Below are 15,189 nucleotides of genomic sequence, written 5' to 3'. Positions count from 1 at the left end.
CAAAGCCCCTCCTCTCCTGTTACTTCAGTTCCAGCTCAACTGGCTTGTTTTTGAACATCCGCTTCAGCACAATCGAGCTGACGATCGCCAGGAACGCGTACAGAAGGCTGAACATCACGAGCATTTCGCCGACGTTGTCTGCTGTCGTCGCCGCGTGCTGCGTCTTCATGTAGCCGACGAGAATCCATGGCTGCCGTCCGATCTCACTGAAAATCCAGCCCAGCTCGATCGCCAGGATCGCCAGCGGAGCGCCCCAGAAGATCGCATGCAGAATCGCTCGCGGCACCTGCCCTTTTTTCCAGCGGCGCCAGATAAAGTACAGAATCGGGACAACCAGCATGTACATGCCGATGGCGACCATGCCGTCAAAAAGATAGTGAATAAACAGCGGCGGCCAAAGCTCCCGAGGGATTTGGTCCAGTCCCATCACTTCCCCGTTAGGTGAACCGGTCGCCAGGATACTGAGTGCATAGGGAAGCTTCAGGGCGTTTCTCACTTCCATGGTCTCGGGGTCGAGAACTCCGCCCAGAATCAAAGGAGACTGCGGCTTTGTCTCAAAATGCCACTCGGCTGCGGCCAGCTTGGCCGGTTGGTATTTGGCCAGATACTTCCCCGCAAAATCGCCGTACAGCGCGGTTCCAAAGGAAAACAGCAGGGCCAGTGCCACGGTAAAATTCAGCGCCTTGCGATGGTATTCGTGCCCGTTTCCCCGGAGCAGCTTCCACGCTGCAATCGCCGCAAGGACAAAGGCCGAGGTCGCATACGAGGACAAAATCATGTGGCCCGCTTTGGTCGGCGTCGCCGGATTGAACATCGCTGCCAACGGTTGAACGTCGACAATCGAGCCGTCTACCAGGGTAAAGCCCTGAGGCGCATTCATAAAAGCGTTCACCGTCATAATGAAGAAAGCAGAAGCCGTCGAACCGATGACAACCGGTATCGAGAACAGCCAGTGAATATACGGATTTTTAAACCGATCCCAGGTATAGAGATAGATCCCCAGGAAAATCGCTTCAAAGAAAAAAGCAAACGTCTCCAAAAACAGAGGCAGGGCAATGGCCTCACCGGCTACCTTCATAAAGCTTGGCCACAGTAAGCTGAGCTGCAGACCGATACATGTACCGGTCACGACACCGACCGCAACGGTAACGGTAAAGCCTTTTACCCAGCGGCGGGCCATCAGTGTATACATCGGGTCCTTTTTGCGGATTCCCAGCCACTCGGCAATCGAAATGATAATCGGAATACCGACGCCCAATGCCGCGAAGATGATGTGAAATCCCAGCGTCAGCGACGTCAAAATGCGTGCAAGCATGGTATTATCCAGTTCCATCGTTGTCTCCCCTCCCGAAAACAACCTTCTCACAGTGCTTATGTGAATGTGATCACAATCACTTTTATTATATGGCTGATTCCGGCTGCTGGCTGTGAACAACGAAGGACGAATTGGTTACGGAATCAGGTCAAATTGGTTACGGAAATAAGGCAGAAGTTCCTACCGGGCAGTTTCCGTAAGCCCTTATCCTCTATTCTTTTGCTTCCGGAAGTTTGTCCCAGACGACGATGATCAGCGTAGCGATCGGTCCGAGAAACAGCGACAGAAAAAACCAATTCAGCCCGCTGCGGTTCTTCCCTTGGGCCAAGCCTGCGTTAATCAAGGCCAAGGTGCCCCATCCCACAAAACACTCATTTTCCATAAGCGATCTCTTCCTTTCATAAACAATGCGCCTGTAGAAAACGCACAGACAGAAAATCACTGAAATTCCCCTCAGCTTAGTCGGAAATTTGATTGACCTCGGGCGATCGTCCTATTATAATAGCAGATAAGAAACGCTATACGAAAATTTCAAACATTTCATCAAGAGTGGTGGAGGGACAGGCCCAATGAAACCCGGCAACCTGCGTTTTTGATACGCTTGGTGCCAAATCCTGCAGAATCATTGATTCTGAGAGATGAAACCGCGCGGTATGACCGAAGCCTTCCCTCTCAGGAGAAGGCTTTGTTTTTTTATAAAATGGATGAGAGGAAGAGATAGCCATGTCAGAACAAAAACAGTGGAAGCCGGAAACCATTGCCCTGCACGGAGGACAGTATGTTGACCCTGTGACGGGTTCCCGAGCCGTCCCCATCTACCAAACCACCTCTTATGTGTTCCGCGATACGGAGCATGCTGCCAACCTGTTTGCCCTCAAAGAGCTGGGCAATATCTACTCCCGCATCATGAACCCGACACAGGATGTGTTTGAACAGCGCGTCGCGCAGCTTGAGGGCGGTGTCGGAGCCCTGGCAACTTCATCGGGCCAGGCGGCCATCACTTTCTCGATCCTGAACATTGCGGGTGCCGGAGACGAGATCGTTTCTTCCAGCCATTTGTATGGCGGCACTTATAATCTATTTGCTCATACGCTGGGGAAACTGGGCATCAAGGTTCATTTCGTCGATCCCTCCAATCCAGAGAATTTCCGCGCTGCGATCAATGACAAAACAAAAGCGGTGTTCACGGAAACCATCGGGAATCCGCGAATTGATGTGGTTGATCTGGAAGCGATTGCGGCTATCGCTCATGAAAATGGCATTCCGCTGATCGTCGACAATACGTTCGCTACCCCTCTGCTCTGCCGTCCCTTTGAGCATGGCGCTGACATCGTAGTTCACTCCACCACCAAATTTATCGGCGGCCATGGCACGGCAATTGGCGGCATTATCGTCGACTCCGGCAAATTTGACTGGAACAACGGCAAATTCCCCGGACTGACTACGCCAGACCCGAGCTATCACGGCGTTGTCTTTACGGAAGCAGTCGGCCCGCTGGCCTACATCATCAAGGCGCGTGTGCAGCTTCAGCGGGATATCGGGGCGGCAGTTGCTCCGTTCAACTCCTTCTTGTTCTTGCAGGGGCTGGAGACCCTTCATCTGCGGATCGAGCGCCACAGCGAAAACACGCTGGCCGTCGCCCGTTATCTGGAGCAGCATGAAGCCGTCGAGTGGGTCAACTATCCTGGACTGGAAAGCAGCCCGTATTATGAACTGGCGCAAAAGTACCTGCCGAAAGGGGCGGGAGCCATCCTCACCTTTGGCATCCGCGGGGGAGTCGAGGAAGGGAAGAGGCTGATTGAATCCCTCAAGCTGTTCTCCCATCTGGCCAATGTGGGCGATTCCAAGTCCTTGGTGATCCATCCTGCCAGCACCACTCACCAGCAAATGACTGCCGAGGAGCAGCTTGCCGCCGGTGTCACTCCGGGGCTGATCCGCCTCTCTATCGGTACAGAAGCGATCGACGATATCATCGACGATCTGGAACAAGCGCTGCAAGCAGCCCTGCAGGTTAGCAACGCGTAGGCTCGGAGCGGATAAGATTGCAACGCATGCGAATAGCTATCTGATGGATCAGCACGGCTCCATCACCAGAAAAGAGACCGAGATTTCTCCCGGTCTCTTTCTTCATTATATATGGTGCGGTTGTAGGGACTTATTTTGGCTCGCCAGCTGTTTGCTTGCCTTCGAGCTTCAGCGTCAGGTTGAGGCTGTCTTCCTGGAAGCGGTTTTGGTCGGTGTTGTCATCATGGAACTCGATACCCAGGTAGATTTCGTCAGTCGTGTCAGGAGGCAGAGTGAGCAGTTTTGTCGCCCAGCTGCTGATATCCAAATCGCCGCCGGCTTTCAGTTCTTTCAGAGTTTTTCCGTTGCGCGGGTGGATGATGATGCGCTCGGAAACCGGGATGTTCGGGTCAGCACTGGACAGCCAATACACTTTCAGATGGTTGTCGAGATCGTCTGCACCGTTGTCACCTTTTACGTCATTAATGCTGTAATCAATGCTCATGAGCAATTTGTTAATGTCGATGGTGCCTGTATTGGTGATTTCGAATGTTCTTTCAAACCAGTCGCCCGGCTTCATGTTCTCCACTTGGAATACGGATTCAGCGGGTGTCGCGCCGATTTCCATTTTACCAGCGGCAAATGTGTTGTTTTCGATCGCTGTCGTAGCGTTAAACCATGCAAAGGTTCCCCCGCCGATCAACGCTGCGCCCAGTCCTACGGAAGCCAGTGTGACTGCAAATTGCTTTTTCAAGCCCATTTTTCTTCCTCCCACATCTTCAATATAATTTTTATGATGACTTGAAGCCTGATACCAGAATTCCTGTTATCAGCCCACAAGGTATCACCACGCTGGGTGATTATGGCTGCGTTTTGGCTGCCGTCTTTGCTTCCTCTTCCTTGATCATCCGAAGCAGCTTCCAGACCTGGCTGACGATCAGATAGATTCCCGGCACTGCGAGCATGATCAGCATTCCCAGACCCGATTTGGCAAACTCGATGAAGTATCCGACCCAAGGAACGGAATACTGCACTTTACCGATCAGACGATCTGGCGTGACCGGGGCTGTGTCCTTGCCGTCATTGGCGTCCCCTTTGGTAATCAGTTGTCCCTCTCCTACCTCAACGACGCGGTGGGTGATCGTCAGGCCTTCCGGGTCCTTGAAGGTAATGATGTCGTTCTCTTTCACATCCTTGAAATCGACCGGCTTGACAGCGACAATACTGCCAGTGTCAAAGGCCGGAGACATCGAGCCGCTGAGTACCACCATGATCTGACTTCCGAACAGGACTGTTTTTCCCCCGCTGATCTTGCCGACGAAGAGAATACCCGTAATCACTATGACCAGGATCAGGAACAGACTCGTCAGAATCGATATGCTTTTTTTCAGTAGCTTCACTGGTTTATCTCCTCGCTTTCCTGGTGTTTGGCTGTGTGCCGTTCACTGTTTTCATCTTACGTTTTTTTCCATTTCCCATCTTCCTGCGTCAGGGTGAACTTCCTGTATGATCGGGATGAACCGTTGTATCATCTGGTATGGATGCCGCCTCATACTGAGGGATGATCTCGTCTCCGCTTTGCGGAAAAATAATGGGAACGATGCCTCAGGTATCTGAAAATAGTCCTCGCAGATGCCTGCCTTGGTGAAAAAAAGAAGTACCAGCAAGCTGCTGCCCGCTGGTACGTTTATGCTGTACGGAAAGATGGCTTTTGCTGAAACGAGGAAGCCCCTGTGGAATCCGGCGGGTCTCTCCGTTTCGACGTTGGTGGCGAAGGGTCTAAACACCTCCCGCATCTGGAGACGGCGCTTTGTCTCCCCCTGCTCCCGGCGGGGATGGTTTCTCGCTACCCGTGCCCGCTGACGGCGCGGGTTCTCCTCCTGCTCCTGGCAGGGACGGATTCTCGCTGCCCGTTCCCGGGTGCGGCGCGGGTTCTCCCCCTGTTCCCGGTGGTGACGGGTTTCCGCTGCCCGGTCCCGGTTGCGGCGCGGGTTCTCCTCCTGCACCCGGCGGTGACGGGTTCCCGCCTCCTTGGCCCGGTGACGGCGCGGGTTCTCCTCCTGCTCCCGGCGGTGACGGGTTTCCGCTGCCCGTTCCCGGTCGCGGCGCGGGTTCTCCTCCCGTTCCCGGCGCCGGTGGATTCTCGCCTCCCGTACCTGGTGGCGATGGATTTGCCGCCTCTCCCGGACTGGGCGGTGCCGGATTTTCTGTGCCGGGCACCGGTGGTACGGGCGGTGTTTCTGTCGGCGGCTGTTCAGGCGGCAGCGGGTTGGGGACTGGTGCGGGAGTCCCTCCCGGAGGCGGACTGCCCGGCACCCCAGGGATGGGAGGCGGACTTGGAACACTGATCACATGTGTGCTCTCTTTATACTGGGTCTCCACAGTCAACGGAATGACATGCTGGTAAAAGCCGCCCAACGCGGTGATATGCAGCTCCCCTGTCAGGAGGTCATCGCTGTATTCCACCTTGCTGCGGATATGGCCAATCCGAAAAACGATGTCCTCCTCGCTGTCCTGCCGCTCAATCTGGAGAAGATCTTTCGCCTCCCCCGTCACTTGTAAATCTTGTTCATCCAGATCCAAATGTGGACGCTGCGGCTTCAACCTCAGATAAAAAGCCCCTTCCTGTATGCTAAATTTCACATCACGCTCTTCCGAGGCCTCTTCTCCGCCGCCTTCCTCCCCGTCCACTGATTTTCTGGTAATCGTCACCTTTTTGGTTACTTCAGTCACGATCTGGATGGATTCCGTTTCGGTCAGAAATACATCCTCATTCGTTCCCAGGCTGACAGGAGCCCTCTGCTTTTTTTCGCTGGTCAAAAATGAGACCGTCGTCTCAAGGGGATGGAGCATACTGATCAACGCTACTGCCATGACAACAGACACCAGCTTTTTCAATGCACTCCCCCCTATTCCGAAAAGATTGCATCCGGTGTCGCCTGTTTGGCCAGAAATCGAATTTCCAGCTCACCGGCAAGCGCTTGATAGGTGTGATCGACACCCTCTTTCGGCAAATAGACCGTGATCAGAAAGGTTTTCTTCCGCTGATCCGCTGAAAAGTGATCTTCTGTCCCGTTGAGATGGCGCAGACCGGGCTTTTCCTGATGAAGGCCGCTCACCGGTCCGTCATACACCAGAGAGCCGCCGCTCTCGATGCGCATGTGCAGGACTTCCTCCAGCTTTTCGGCTTCCTCCAGCTTTTCTGCATCTTCCTTTTTTTCTGGGTTCACCACTCTGGCGACGATCTTGTAGTCAAACGCCAGGTCGCTCTCTCCCCGTGAGAGTGTAGCTTCGAGCTCGCGGGCATCTCCCGGAATCATCCGAGCTAAATCAAACGTCTGATTGCCTCCCTCCAGAACCCGCCACTTCTCCCCAAAAGAGCTGCTGGTGATGTCCAACAGACCGATAACAAAGCTGTGCCCCGTATCTCTGGCTTCCTTCCACATCCAGCTGTAAGTCCCCGCTGGCTGTGTCCACAGCGCAGTCGTCAGCCCGAGCAGAAACACTCCCCCTGCCCATCGCTCCAAAAGGCGTGAATGATTCCGTTTGATTTTACGTCTGCCGGGGTTTTCAGTATTTGTTGTCTTCGAAATAGAGGTCTGCTTTGAAGAGATGAAGGGCGAGTTTTTGGACATCTCCGTTCACCTCGCTTGTCTCCCTGAATCCCTCGATTCCATCTCCTACCCGAACACCGCCGCTGTCTACTGCGTATTTGTTTACCCGCGTAAAGTCATTGCCGACCATTTGAACCTCGGACTCTTTTTGACTGGCAACGACGACAGCGTGATTGACAGCCTGGAATGTATTGTTGGCAATGAACACCGCCTTCATCGTCTGATCCACCACGATCGCTTCCTGCGCCCCGCTAAAGACGCTGTCTTTAACCGTCAGTCCCTCCAGCGTCTTCTCACCGGAGAGATCCGGTTTTGGCCGGATCGCCGCATCGAAGCTGCCGTCAAAGGTGCAGCCGCTAAAGCTGACATTGGACCCCACATACAAGCCTGTCCCCCTGCCCTCAAAGCGGATTCCCTCAAACGCCGCGTTGCTCACCTGCAGTTCATCAGCACGCACGATCACCTTGCCCTCTTTGCCGGGGGCCGCTTTCCACGTGATCTTTTCCGGCAGTTTCATGGAGGACAGATCATAACTGCCTTCCTCCAGCACAAAGGTCATTCCTTTGGCGCTGTCCCGCTCCGCTTCCTTGCTGGCCAGCCGCAAGGTTTCCGCCAGCTTGATTCCGTTCAGGTCCTGCGGGGTAAAGGTCATGACAGGGCCGCCCTGGGCAAAATAATGACCGTTTTCCTGCTGGGTGGCTAAAAATCCGAATGTCACATCTGCCGACTTTTGCTGGACGTCATTTCCCGTGCTCTCCGGCAGATACACAGAAAAATGAAGCTGGTCGCTGTCATTTTTGGGCAGTTCGGCAATCACGACATTGGCCTGGTTGAGCTGATTGACCCGCCCGTGGTAGAGCAGCTCGCCGCCCTCGCCCTCTCTTCTTACTTCCACGACCAACTGATTGTAGACGATGTCATCACCGTCTTCTTTTTCCGCCAAAAGCGCATATTTGACCGGAACGTCACTGCGATTTTGAACCGTCAGTGTTTTGCTGAACCGGACGCCGGGCAAAAACGGACGGTCGTCATCGGTCTCAAACCGGGCTTTGTTCTCCCCCAGTGAAATCTCCAGCTTGCCCGCGGCAAATGTACTGGATTCCTCCACGGAACTGGTAAAGTACGCATAAGTCCCAAAGCCGGTACTGATGATAATCGAGGAAATCACAGCCGTTCCAAGCGCGATCCGCTTCCATGGCCAGTGTTTGACCTGTTCCCACTTCATGAACGTTCCCCCTCAATGGTCTTAAGATTGTATCTGTGCGGGACCGCTTCGCTCCCGGCGATGCGAATACATCAGGACGATGATAAAAAGAGCCAGAACAGACAGGAAAACGGGCGGCTTTTGCAGCCCCTCCTGCACGGCAGCGGCGTAGGGAATCCTGGCGACCACTTTGCCTACCAGCCGTTCGGGATCGGTCCAGCCTCCATCCAAATCCTGATTCGCGTCTCCCTTGGTTTGCAGATAGCCGTTTTCCAATCGCTGCACGATCCGGTGAGTGGTGAGGGATTGGCTGTGTTTCTCCTGCCAGTAGGTGACAATATCCCCTACGAGCGGCTCCTCTTTCCCGTACGCCCGGACAATGACCATATCCCCCGCTTCGATTGCAGGGGACATACTTCCCGTAATGACCGAGAGCACGCGCCAGCCGCCGACCCCGGGCATGCGGTCATCATTCAGATGACTGGTTATGTACAAAAACAGATTGATAAAGACAAAAAGCCCCAACAGGACGATGCAGATTCTTTTGGTCACACGAGAAGCCACGCCGCTCACCTCTTTCCCCCATTTTACGCAGAATTCAGGGGGGCATCTTCCACCACGGGAAGGACAGCGGATACACATGAGGAGGAAGATTTTTATTCGCGGGGATGGGAGGATCTCATACTGAAGAATGAGGAAGGGGGAAAATGAAAAAGCCTGCAGACCTGCTTTTCGGCTGCGGGTCTACAGGCTGATCCGCTTCCCCTCCGGCGCTTTTTCTCCTGAGGGGTGCTGCGGACAGGGAGGGACAAGACGGATGGGAACAAAGTGGACGGATGCCGGGGTGGCACGCAAGAGGGTAAGATTCTTGCCGCAATAGGGGCAAAGCCACTCATACCACTCCTGGCTGCTGTACGAACGCTTTTGGCAATCCAGACACCGTTTCTGCCACACAGTCCTTCCCTCCTGAGCCACCAACTCTTTCCAAATACATTACCATAATTTCCATATATCGGTATCATCACTGAGAATGTAAATGCCTAGCTTTCAGGTGTAGTTCTAGCCCACCATGGGGGGCACATCAGGTACTCTTTTCGAGGCTTGGATCTGCACGGTTCGCGTAAAAGCTTGCACGATTTGCTCATCATAGGCTGTCCCGGCCATCAGGCAGATTTGCTCGTAGGCCTCTTCTACAGTGAATGGGCCTCGGTACGCCCTCACTGCCGTCATAGCGATGAAGCACTCGACAATCCCAAGCGCTTGTGCCAGCAAAGGGATTTCCTTCTCTTTCAATTGGGCTGGATAACCCGTACCGTCATACCTCTCATGATGATGGCGAAGAGCCGTAATCACCCGTTGGTAGGACGGATCATCCTTGAACAGCTCCGTGCCCATGTAACAATGCTCCTGGATCAACTGATATTCATACGTCGTCAGCTTGCCTTCTTTTTCAAACAGATAGTCCGGCCATTTGATACGACTGACATAGTGCAGGAGGGAGAGTAAATTGATCTCCCAGTCGCTCACCGTTTCCTCGGGAAACTCCTGGAGCAGCCTTTTGATCAATCGCCCCATCTGTTCGATTTCCCGGCTGCTGGTGTGCGTTTTTCGCTCAACTACCGGAACCAGTTCATTCAGCAGGCTCATGACGTATTCCCGCTTTTTGATATCTGCTTCCCGCTTCGCCCCCCCGACCCATTTGCTGAGCGAGAAGAAGCCTAACCAGGCACAAATCACACTGCCCATCGCGAGCGTGACATGGGCAAAGACATCCATCAAGGCGTGCTGCTCCATTCCTGCAACAACGGAAAGCAAATAGACCAGACCGCTGATCGTCCCCCAAGTAAACAGAAGCCATTTTTCGTGAAAGAAGCTCAAGTACAACGGATAGATCAAAAACACGTTCCAGATACCGGTGAATTCAAGGGGGTTGTAGAGACAAAGGAACAGCAGCAAAGCGATACCGAGAAAAGCAGATGGATGCCGTGAATCCGTATCTGGCAACACGTAGCGCTGGTGCAGGAAGTACACCGTCCAAGAGACCGCTCCGCAGATGGTAAGCCCGATGACGTTTGACCAGGTCGAAGAGACGAGACCCGCCGAAACCAGAAACACAGCCATGGCCGCACCAGCCGTGACCAGCACCGACAGCCAGTAAAACATGCTGTCAGCCAAAACTTCGGTATGATTTCCTTTCCTCTTTCGCAGTTCCATGAAATACCCTCTTTACCGTTTTTACAAAAGGTTTCCCGAGACTAGCGGACTACTTTCACCATACCTTTTTTCAGCCCGTACAAGACGGCTTGCGAGCGATTGGGTTGGCCCGTCTTGCGAAGGATGCTGCTGACGTGCGTTTTGACGGTTGCCTCGGATATAAACAGCCGTTGGGCAATCTCCTGATTGCTGAGATTCTCGACGATCAGTTCAAAAATTTCCTGTTCCCGTTCGGTCAAAAGAACATTCGTCTCTTCCTTCCGTCTTCTCTGCAGCTTGGAGTGGAAGCAAGAGTAGCCCATCATGACCATATCCATCGTGTGCAGGATTTGTTCGGGCACGGTATCCTTCATGACATACCCATCCACCTGGGAGTCAAGTGCCCGGAATACGTCTTCACTCTCATCATACGCGGTCAAAATCATCACTTTCAGTTCAGGCATCTCCTCCTTCATCGATCTGCAGCTATCGATGATGGAGGTTCCCGGCATTTTCAGATCGGACACAATCAGGTCCGGCTTGCAGCTCATCGCCTTGGCTACCAGCTCGTCGCCATTGTTCGCTTCCTCAATCACGGCGTATTTGGACGAACTTTCCAGGATCATTTTCAGACCCTCGCGTACGATCCGGTGATCATCTGCAAGCAGCAATCTCACCTTATCCATATCTCTCCACTCCTTTTTTCGGTACGATCGCGATGATCTCCGTTCCTTGCTCCGGTTTCGAGCGTATATGCAGGGTTCCCCCGACATCGGCGATGCGCTCCCTCATCCCCAGAAGTCCATAGCTGTCGGCAAGACCAGCCTTTTCCTCGGGAACAAACCCGATGCCGTTGTCCTTGATGCGGATTGTGATTTGCAAGGCAGACGACTCCACGCTGACCTCCAGCATGGTGGCAGCCGCATGCTTGACGACATTGGCCGACGCCTCTTCCACCAACCGGTAGATCGCATCCAGGACCGGCAGAGGCTCTTCTCCCAATCGCCCCCGTTTCACGAATTCCACCTGCAGGTCTGTGCCCACCGTAATTCGTGTCAGCAATTGCTGAACAGCCTCTTCGATACCCTGATTGGGCCGGGCATCGCGCAGATGGGTGATGTAATTGCGCACCTCGCCGTGGCACCATTGAATGCGTTCTTCCATCTGGCGCAGCTTCTCCAGCAGGTTTTCCCTTTCTTCGGGGGGCAGTGTCTGTTTGATTCGAAAAAGCTGGGCGGACAAAAGAAATAACTGTTGGGCCAAACCATCATGCATGTCTTGCGCCAGCTTTCTTCTCATTTCTTCATGAAGGGAGCGAGCCATCTGATAGCGAATCCGGTTTTGCTGCAAATACTGGAAAAGAGAGACCGCCATAAACCGAAGTAAAAACTGCTCAAAACGGCTCAGTTGTTTTTTCGGATGGACGGAAAAAAGCAGGCACCCCCAGGAATGTCCTTTCTGTCTCAACGGCCAGCATACGTATGTATCTTCTTTCCCCGTAAAGTCTTGCAGTGAAATTGTTTGGTAGCGCCCCCACCCTTCCGCTCCCAGATCGAGCAATCGCTGAACAAAATAATCCCTCCGCCAGTTCCCCTCACCCTCCCGTTCTTCAAACAGACAAAGATAGGCACTATCTGCACGAAAAAGGCGTTTCAGCGTTTTTTCTGATTCTTCACTCAATAGAAGGTCTGGTTTGGACTCCGCCACTTTTCTCATGAACAGATAGATTTGCAAAGCTTTGGAATAGGCCCCTTTTCCTAAATAAATGATCATAAATACCCAGTAAGACAAACTGGCCCATAGCAAAAGATCGAGCAGAAAACGAAGAAGATTCAGATCGGATTGTGGAAGGAGCAAATCGTGAGGCAGCCATGCTTGAAAAGAAGGGTATGCGAAGAGAACGATCAAGGCGACAACAAGAAACTGCTCGAACCGTAAAATCGCTGTCAGCCACAAGAGCGTGGTGTACGCATACAGCATGAACGGACTATTCCACTTTCCCGTCAGGGTAATGAAAAAGAGCGCCATCCCCAAATCGACCAATCCCATCAGGAGCCAGCGTCTTCTCGGGAGTGCATACCACAAACATGCAGCGTAGATGATAATCAGGCCAAGCAAGAGGAAAAACAGGGAGTTTTGTTGGGAATGGGAATTTATGTAGAAGTAAAAAAAGAACAGAAACAGAATCCATTGCAGCACATACAGCATCAAACGGATTTCTTTCAGGATTTGATTCATTTGAATCCCTCAATGCGCGGCCCAGGGAGTCCATAGACCGATTTACATAACAGACGACCTTATCGTACTGTAACTGCCAAAGATTTACAATAAGGAAAAAGGTCGATTTGCCCCTTTCATTTTCAGACATTTCGACGGCGGCCAACAAGCTCTGAACGAATCGTTTTCCTGCCTTGTTCGAAAAATATTGAATATGTTGTTCGAAAAATATAGGATATAGTTAGAAACTTTTTCTGGAAAGTGGTGCATTGATCTTGAAAATACTGGATATGAGTTTTGGACGCAACAGTTACCATGTCAGTTTCTATTCCTCTCCCCTCTTCGAAGGGGCATTGGGAATAGCAGCCGCTACCTATGACGAAATCCATCCGACTTTGGAGAAACCTCGGGAGTATTGGCAGATGATGATCGAGGCTTTGCCTGACCGGGTCCAAGCGGAGTTACTCTACGCCAAACGGCATAACACCTGGAAAACGCTGCTTCAGTTGCTGCACACCCATCCCTTTCCCGACCTGGAAGCCTTTCTCTCCTTTTTGGAAAACCTTCCCGATCAGCAGCTCCTCTATGAGGCGCTCCCCTGTTTGGGACAAGAGCGTGAGGAAGCGCGGCGGCGAGCAGTCGAAGGGGATGCGGCGGCCGTGGAAGAACTTTTGGCCGCATGCAGCGCGCACAAGTTTTTCCCTGCATATCTCTCGTATCTCTGTCAGTTGGATATGGGTGTTCTGCGCCGTCACCTGATTACGCTTTTTCAAGGCTGGTACACCCTTCATGTCATGCCGAGAGAAGACGAGCTCCGCCGCCTTTTGCAGCGAGATTGCGACCAAAAAAGCGGCATGCGGGAAAAGCTCTCGCCGGAAGCCTTGGTCGAGTGGGCCCTCGGTGGTGCGGCCTATCCTCCAGAGCCTTCCATCAGTCGGGTTCTGCTGATCCCGCACACACTCTATCGCCCCTGGACCATTCAGGCCGATGCCAAGGGCACGAAAATCTTTTATTATCCCGTGGCCGATGAAAATATGGCGGAAGAGATCGATCCCTACCAACCGCCGCTTCGGCTGATCCAGCTGTACAAAGCAGTAGGCGATGAGCATCGTCTGCGAATCATCAAATTTTTGACGGAACGGGCACATAGCTTGCAGGAACTGACAGAACGGATGGAAATGGCCAAGTCTACACTGCATCACCACCTGTCGATGCTACGTTCTGCACAAGTAATCGAGATGAACGGCACGAGATATCAGTTGCGTCCTCACGTCCTGGGGCAGCTTCCGCTCTTTTTGGACGACTATCTCGGCAGGGGGTAATCGGATGAAAAAGACGGGCCAAACAGGCTTTCCTGCTTCTTTTTGGCTGATTCTCTCGGGACAAGCAGTGTCCGAGATGGGGGCCAGCCTGGGGACGCTGGCCAACAGCTGGGTGCTTTTGCAGGCTACCGGCTCTCCAACAGCCGTAGGCAGCATGTGGCTGCTCTACTTTCTGCCCTCTCTTATGGTTCAGCTCTTTATCGGTCCTTATCTGGACCGCTGGGACCCGAAGCGGGTGATGATTGCCTCCCAGCTGGCCCGCGGTGCGGCTTTTGCCTGCAGCTTTGCGGCCACCTCCGCGGGATTTGCAGGCTTGTGGCCGGTCTATCTCACCTCCCTGGTCAATGGACTGGTGCAGCCTTTGTACGTTCCGGCCAGTTTGTCACTTTTGCCTTCTGTGGTGCGGCCGGATACCCTGACGCGGGCGAATGCTGCGCTGGACGGCTCCCTGCGGCTGGCCATGATCGCCGGACCAACGCTGGGCGGTCTGCTGATCGGCCTTCTCGACGGCCCGGGAGCCCTTGCTTTGACGGCAGGAGCTTTTGCCATCAGCGGCGTTCTGCTGTCATTTTGCCAAAGCAGCACCCCTCTTGAACGAGCGAAGCAAGAGGCCTGGGTGTCCATGTTTGCCGCCGGTTTACGGGTCTTTCGGGAGGAACCGCTGCTGCTCCGTTTGGGCGTATTGCTCTCGTTTGTCCAGTTTGCCGTCGGGGTTTCCATGGTGCTGACCTTGCCCTATGTGACCGCCGAGCTTCAGGGGACTTCGGCACATGCAGGCCTGCTGTTAGCCGGTTTTCCGCTGGGGTATGTCTGCGGTTCCATGCTGGTAGTCCCGCTCTCTCGCAAATGGTCCCGCTCCGCGCTCATGATGTTCTCCCTCTTGGCCGGCGGCGCCAGCTTTGTCCTGCTGGCTCTGGTCCATTCCATCTGGCTGGCCATCCTGATCGAGATTTTAGCCGGGATAACGGCTCCCTTTTTCCACGTTCACAGCACCAGTCTGTACCAGACCAGAGTTCCCAGCCATTTGCTCGGGCGGGTGCTCTCTGTCCGGCTGCTGATTATCCGCGTTACCATGCCGCTCGGCGTTTGGCTGGGTGGCCTCCTGGGTGAATCAGTTGGGATTCGCCCCGTCTATGCCGGCATGGGCCTGCTGGTCGTGATTGCGGCCGCGCTCCTTCCGCTGCGAGCGCGCTACCTGGAGGCAGAGAAAAGGGAGTCAGCGGTCAAGTATTCTTGATCAACCGATAAAATTTTGTGAAAATTTGGCAATGTCAGGATTCCTGATTGTATAATGGAGAGCGAGTATTCGATTTTCCATTT

General features: G+C 53.4%; 15 protein-coding genes and 1 riboswitch. Of the genes, 3 read left to right on the top strand and 12 right to left on the bottom strand.

Features of this window, described 5'->3' with window-relative positions; genetic code table 11:
• Positions 1 to 19: 19 nt before the first annotated feature.
• A complete protein-coding gene (locus NDK47_RS02895) occupies positions 20 to 1,333 on the bottom strand; it encodes a cytochrome ubiquinol oxidase subunit I (RefSeq protein ID WP_251873426.1) in 1,314 nt (437 codons plus the stop codon).
• A 193-nt stretch (positions 1,334 to 1,526) separates the two neighbouring features.
• Positions 1,527 to 1,697, bottom strand: coding sequence for a hypothetical protein (locus tag NDK47_RS02890; protein WP_251873425.1), 171 nt, complete (start codon positions 1,695 to 1,697; stop codon positions 1,527 to 1,529).
• A 155-nt stretch (positions 1,698 to 1,852) separates the two neighbouring features.
• Positions 1,853 to 1,960, top strand: a riboswitch (SAM riboswitch).
• Between the two features lie 78 nt (positions 1,961 to 2,038).
• Between NDK47_RS02890 and NDK47_RS02885 the strand changes: the two genes are divergently transcribed.
• Positions 2,039 to 3,340: a homocysteine synthase gene (locus tag NDK47_RS02885; protein ID WP_251873423.1), complete on the top strand. Its 1,302-nt coding sequence runs from the start codon at positions 2,039 to 2,041 to the stop codon at positions 3,338 to 3,340.
• Positions 3,341 to 3,470: 130 nt separating this feature from the next.
• Here the strand turns inward: NDK47_RS02885 and NDK47_RS02880 are convergent, their stop codons facing one another.
• The 10 genes from NDK47_RS02880 to NDK47_RS02835 form a co-directional block, all read right to left on the bottom strand.
• Positions 3,471 to 4,079 (bottom strand): TasA family protein, encoded by a 609-nt coding sequence (locus tag NDK47_RS02880; protein WP_251873421.1) that lies wholly within the window; start codon positions 4,077 to 4,079, stop codon positions 3,471 to 3,473.
• A 100-nt stretch (positions 4,080 to 4,179) separates the two neighbouring features.
• Positions 4,180 to 4,719 (bottom strand): signal peptidase I, encoded by a 540-nt coding sequence (locus NDK47_RS02875; protein WP_251873419.1) that lies wholly within the window; start codon positions 4,717 to 4,719, stop codon positions 4,180 to 4,182.
• Positions 4,720 to 5,098: 379 nt separating this feature from the next.
• Complete coding sequence (locus tag NDK47_RS02870) at positions 5,099 to 6,217, bottom strand: hypothetical protein (protein WP_251873417.1); 1,119 nt, start codon at positions 6,215 to 6,217, stop codon at positions 5,099 to 5,101.
• Positions 6,218 to 6,228: 11 nt separating this feature from the next.
• A complete protein-coding gene (locus tag NDK47_RS02865) occupies positions 6,229 to 6,825 on the bottom strand; it encodes a hypothetical protein (protein ID WP_251873416.1) in 597 nt (198 codons plus the stop codon).
• Between the two features lie 64 nt (positions 6,826 to 6,889).
• Positions 6,890 to 8,158 carry a TasA family protein gene (locus tag NDK47_RS02860; RefSeq protein WP_251873414.1) on the bottom strand — a complete coding sequence of 423 codons (1,269 nt, stop codon included), beginning with the start codon at positions 8,156 to 8,158 and terminating at the stop codon, positions 6,890 to 6,892.
• A 21-nt stretch (positions 8,159 to 8,179) separates the two neighbouring features.
• Positions 8,180 to 8,701, bottom strand: coding sequence for a signal peptidase I (locus tag NDK47_RS02855; protein ID WP_251873413.1), 522 nt, complete (start codon positions 8,699 to 8,701; stop codon positions 8,180 to 8,182).
• A gap of 180 nt (positions 8,702 to 8,881) precedes the next feature.
• A complete protein-coding gene (locus NDK47_RS02850; protein WP_251873412.1) occupies positions 8,882 to 9,091 on the bottom strand; it encodes a hypothetical protein in 210 nt (69 codons plus the stop codon).
• 105 nt (positions 9,092 to 9,196) lie between these two features.
• A complete protein-coding gene (locus NDK47_RS02845) occupies positions 9,197 to 10,351 on the bottom strand; it encodes an HD-GYP domain-containing protein (protein ID WP_251873411.1) in 1,155 nt (384 codons plus the stop codon).
• 41 nt (positions 10,352 to 10,392) lie between these two features.
• On the bottom strand, positions 10,393 to 11,016 hold the full coding sequence (locus NDK47_RS02840; protein WP_251873409.1) for a response regulator transcription factor: 624 nt from the start codon (positions 11,014 to 11,016) through the stop codon (positions 10,393 to 10,395).
• Positions 11,009 to 12,568, bottom strand: coding sequence for a sensor histidine kinase (locus tag NDK47_RS02835; RefSeq protein WP_251873407.1), 1,560 nt, complete (start codon positions 12,566 to 12,568; stop codon positions 11,009 to 11,011). The genes NDK47_RS02840 and NDK47_RS02835 overlap by 8 nt, the downstream gene beginning before the upstream one ends.
• A gap of 254 nt (positions 12,569 to 12,822) precedes the next feature.
• Between NDK47_RS02835 and NDK47_RS02830 the strand changes: the two genes are divergently transcribed.
• Both NDK47_RS02830 and NDK47_RS02825 read left to right on the top strand, forming a co-directional pair.
• Entirely contained in the window at positions 12,823 to 13,869 is a 1,047-nt protein-coding gene (locus NDK47_RS02830) for an ArsR/SmtB family transcription factor (protein WP_251873406.1), read from the top strand.
• Positions 13,870 to 13,873: 4 nt separating this feature from the next.
• Positions 13,874 to 15,106 (top strand): MFS transporter, encoded by a 1,233-nt coding sequence (locus NDK47_RS02825; RefSeq protein ID WP_251873405.1) that lies wholly within the window; start codon positions 13,874 to 13,876, stop codon positions 15,104 to 15,106.
• Positions 15,107 to 15,189 lie beyond the last annotated feature (83 nt).

It is taken from the genome of Brevibacillus ruminantium (genome assembly GCF_023746555.1).
In the GTDB taxonomy this organism is placed as follows: Bacteria; Bacillota; Bacilli; order Brevibacillales; family Brevibacillaceae; genus Brevibacillus; species Brevibacillus ruminantium.
Note: the sequence above shows the minus strand (reverse complement) of the source record. Positions and strands in the feature narration are given on the sequence as shown.

Excerpts from the sequence above, each read along its gene's own strand:
- NDK47_RS02895 (WP_251873426.1), bottom strand. The coding sequence starts at position 1,333 with ATGGAACTGGATAATACCATGCTTGCACGCATTTTGACGTCGCTGACG.
- NDK47_RS02890 (WP_251873425.1), bottom strand. The coding sequence starts at position 1,697 with ATGGAAAATGAGTGTTTTGTGGGATGGGGCACCTTGGCCTTGATTAAC.
- NDK47_RS02840 (WP_251873409.1), bottom strand. The coding sequence starts at position 11,016 with ATGGATAAGGTGAGATTGCTGCTTGCAGATGATCACCGGATCGTACGC.
- NDK47_RS02860 (WP_251873414.1), bottom strand. The coding sequence starts at position 8,158 with ATGAAGTGGGAACAGGTCAAACACTGGCCATGGAAGCGGATCGCGCTT.
- NDK47_RS02835 (WP_251873407.1), bottom strand. The coding sequence starts at position 12,568 with ATGAATCAAATCCTGAAAGAAATCCGTTTGATGCTGTATGTGCTGCAA.
- NDK47_RS02880 (WP_251873421.1), bottom strand. The coding sequence starts at position 4,079 with ATGGGCTTGAAAAAGCAATTTGCAGTCACACTGGCTTCCGTAGGACTG.
- NDK47_RS02825 (WP_251873405.1), top strand. The coding sequence starts at position 13,874 with ATGAAAAAGACGGGCCAAACAGGCTTTCCTGCTTCTTTTTGGCTGATT.
- NDK47_RS02845 (WP_251873411.1), bottom strand. The coding sequence starts at position 10,351 with ATGGAACTGCGAAAGAGGAAAGGAAATCATACCGAAGTTTTGGCTGAC.
- NDK47_RS02885 (WP_251873423.1), top strand. The coding sequence starts at position 2,039 with ATGTCAGAACAAAAACAGTGGAAGCCGGAAACCATTGCCCTGCACGGA.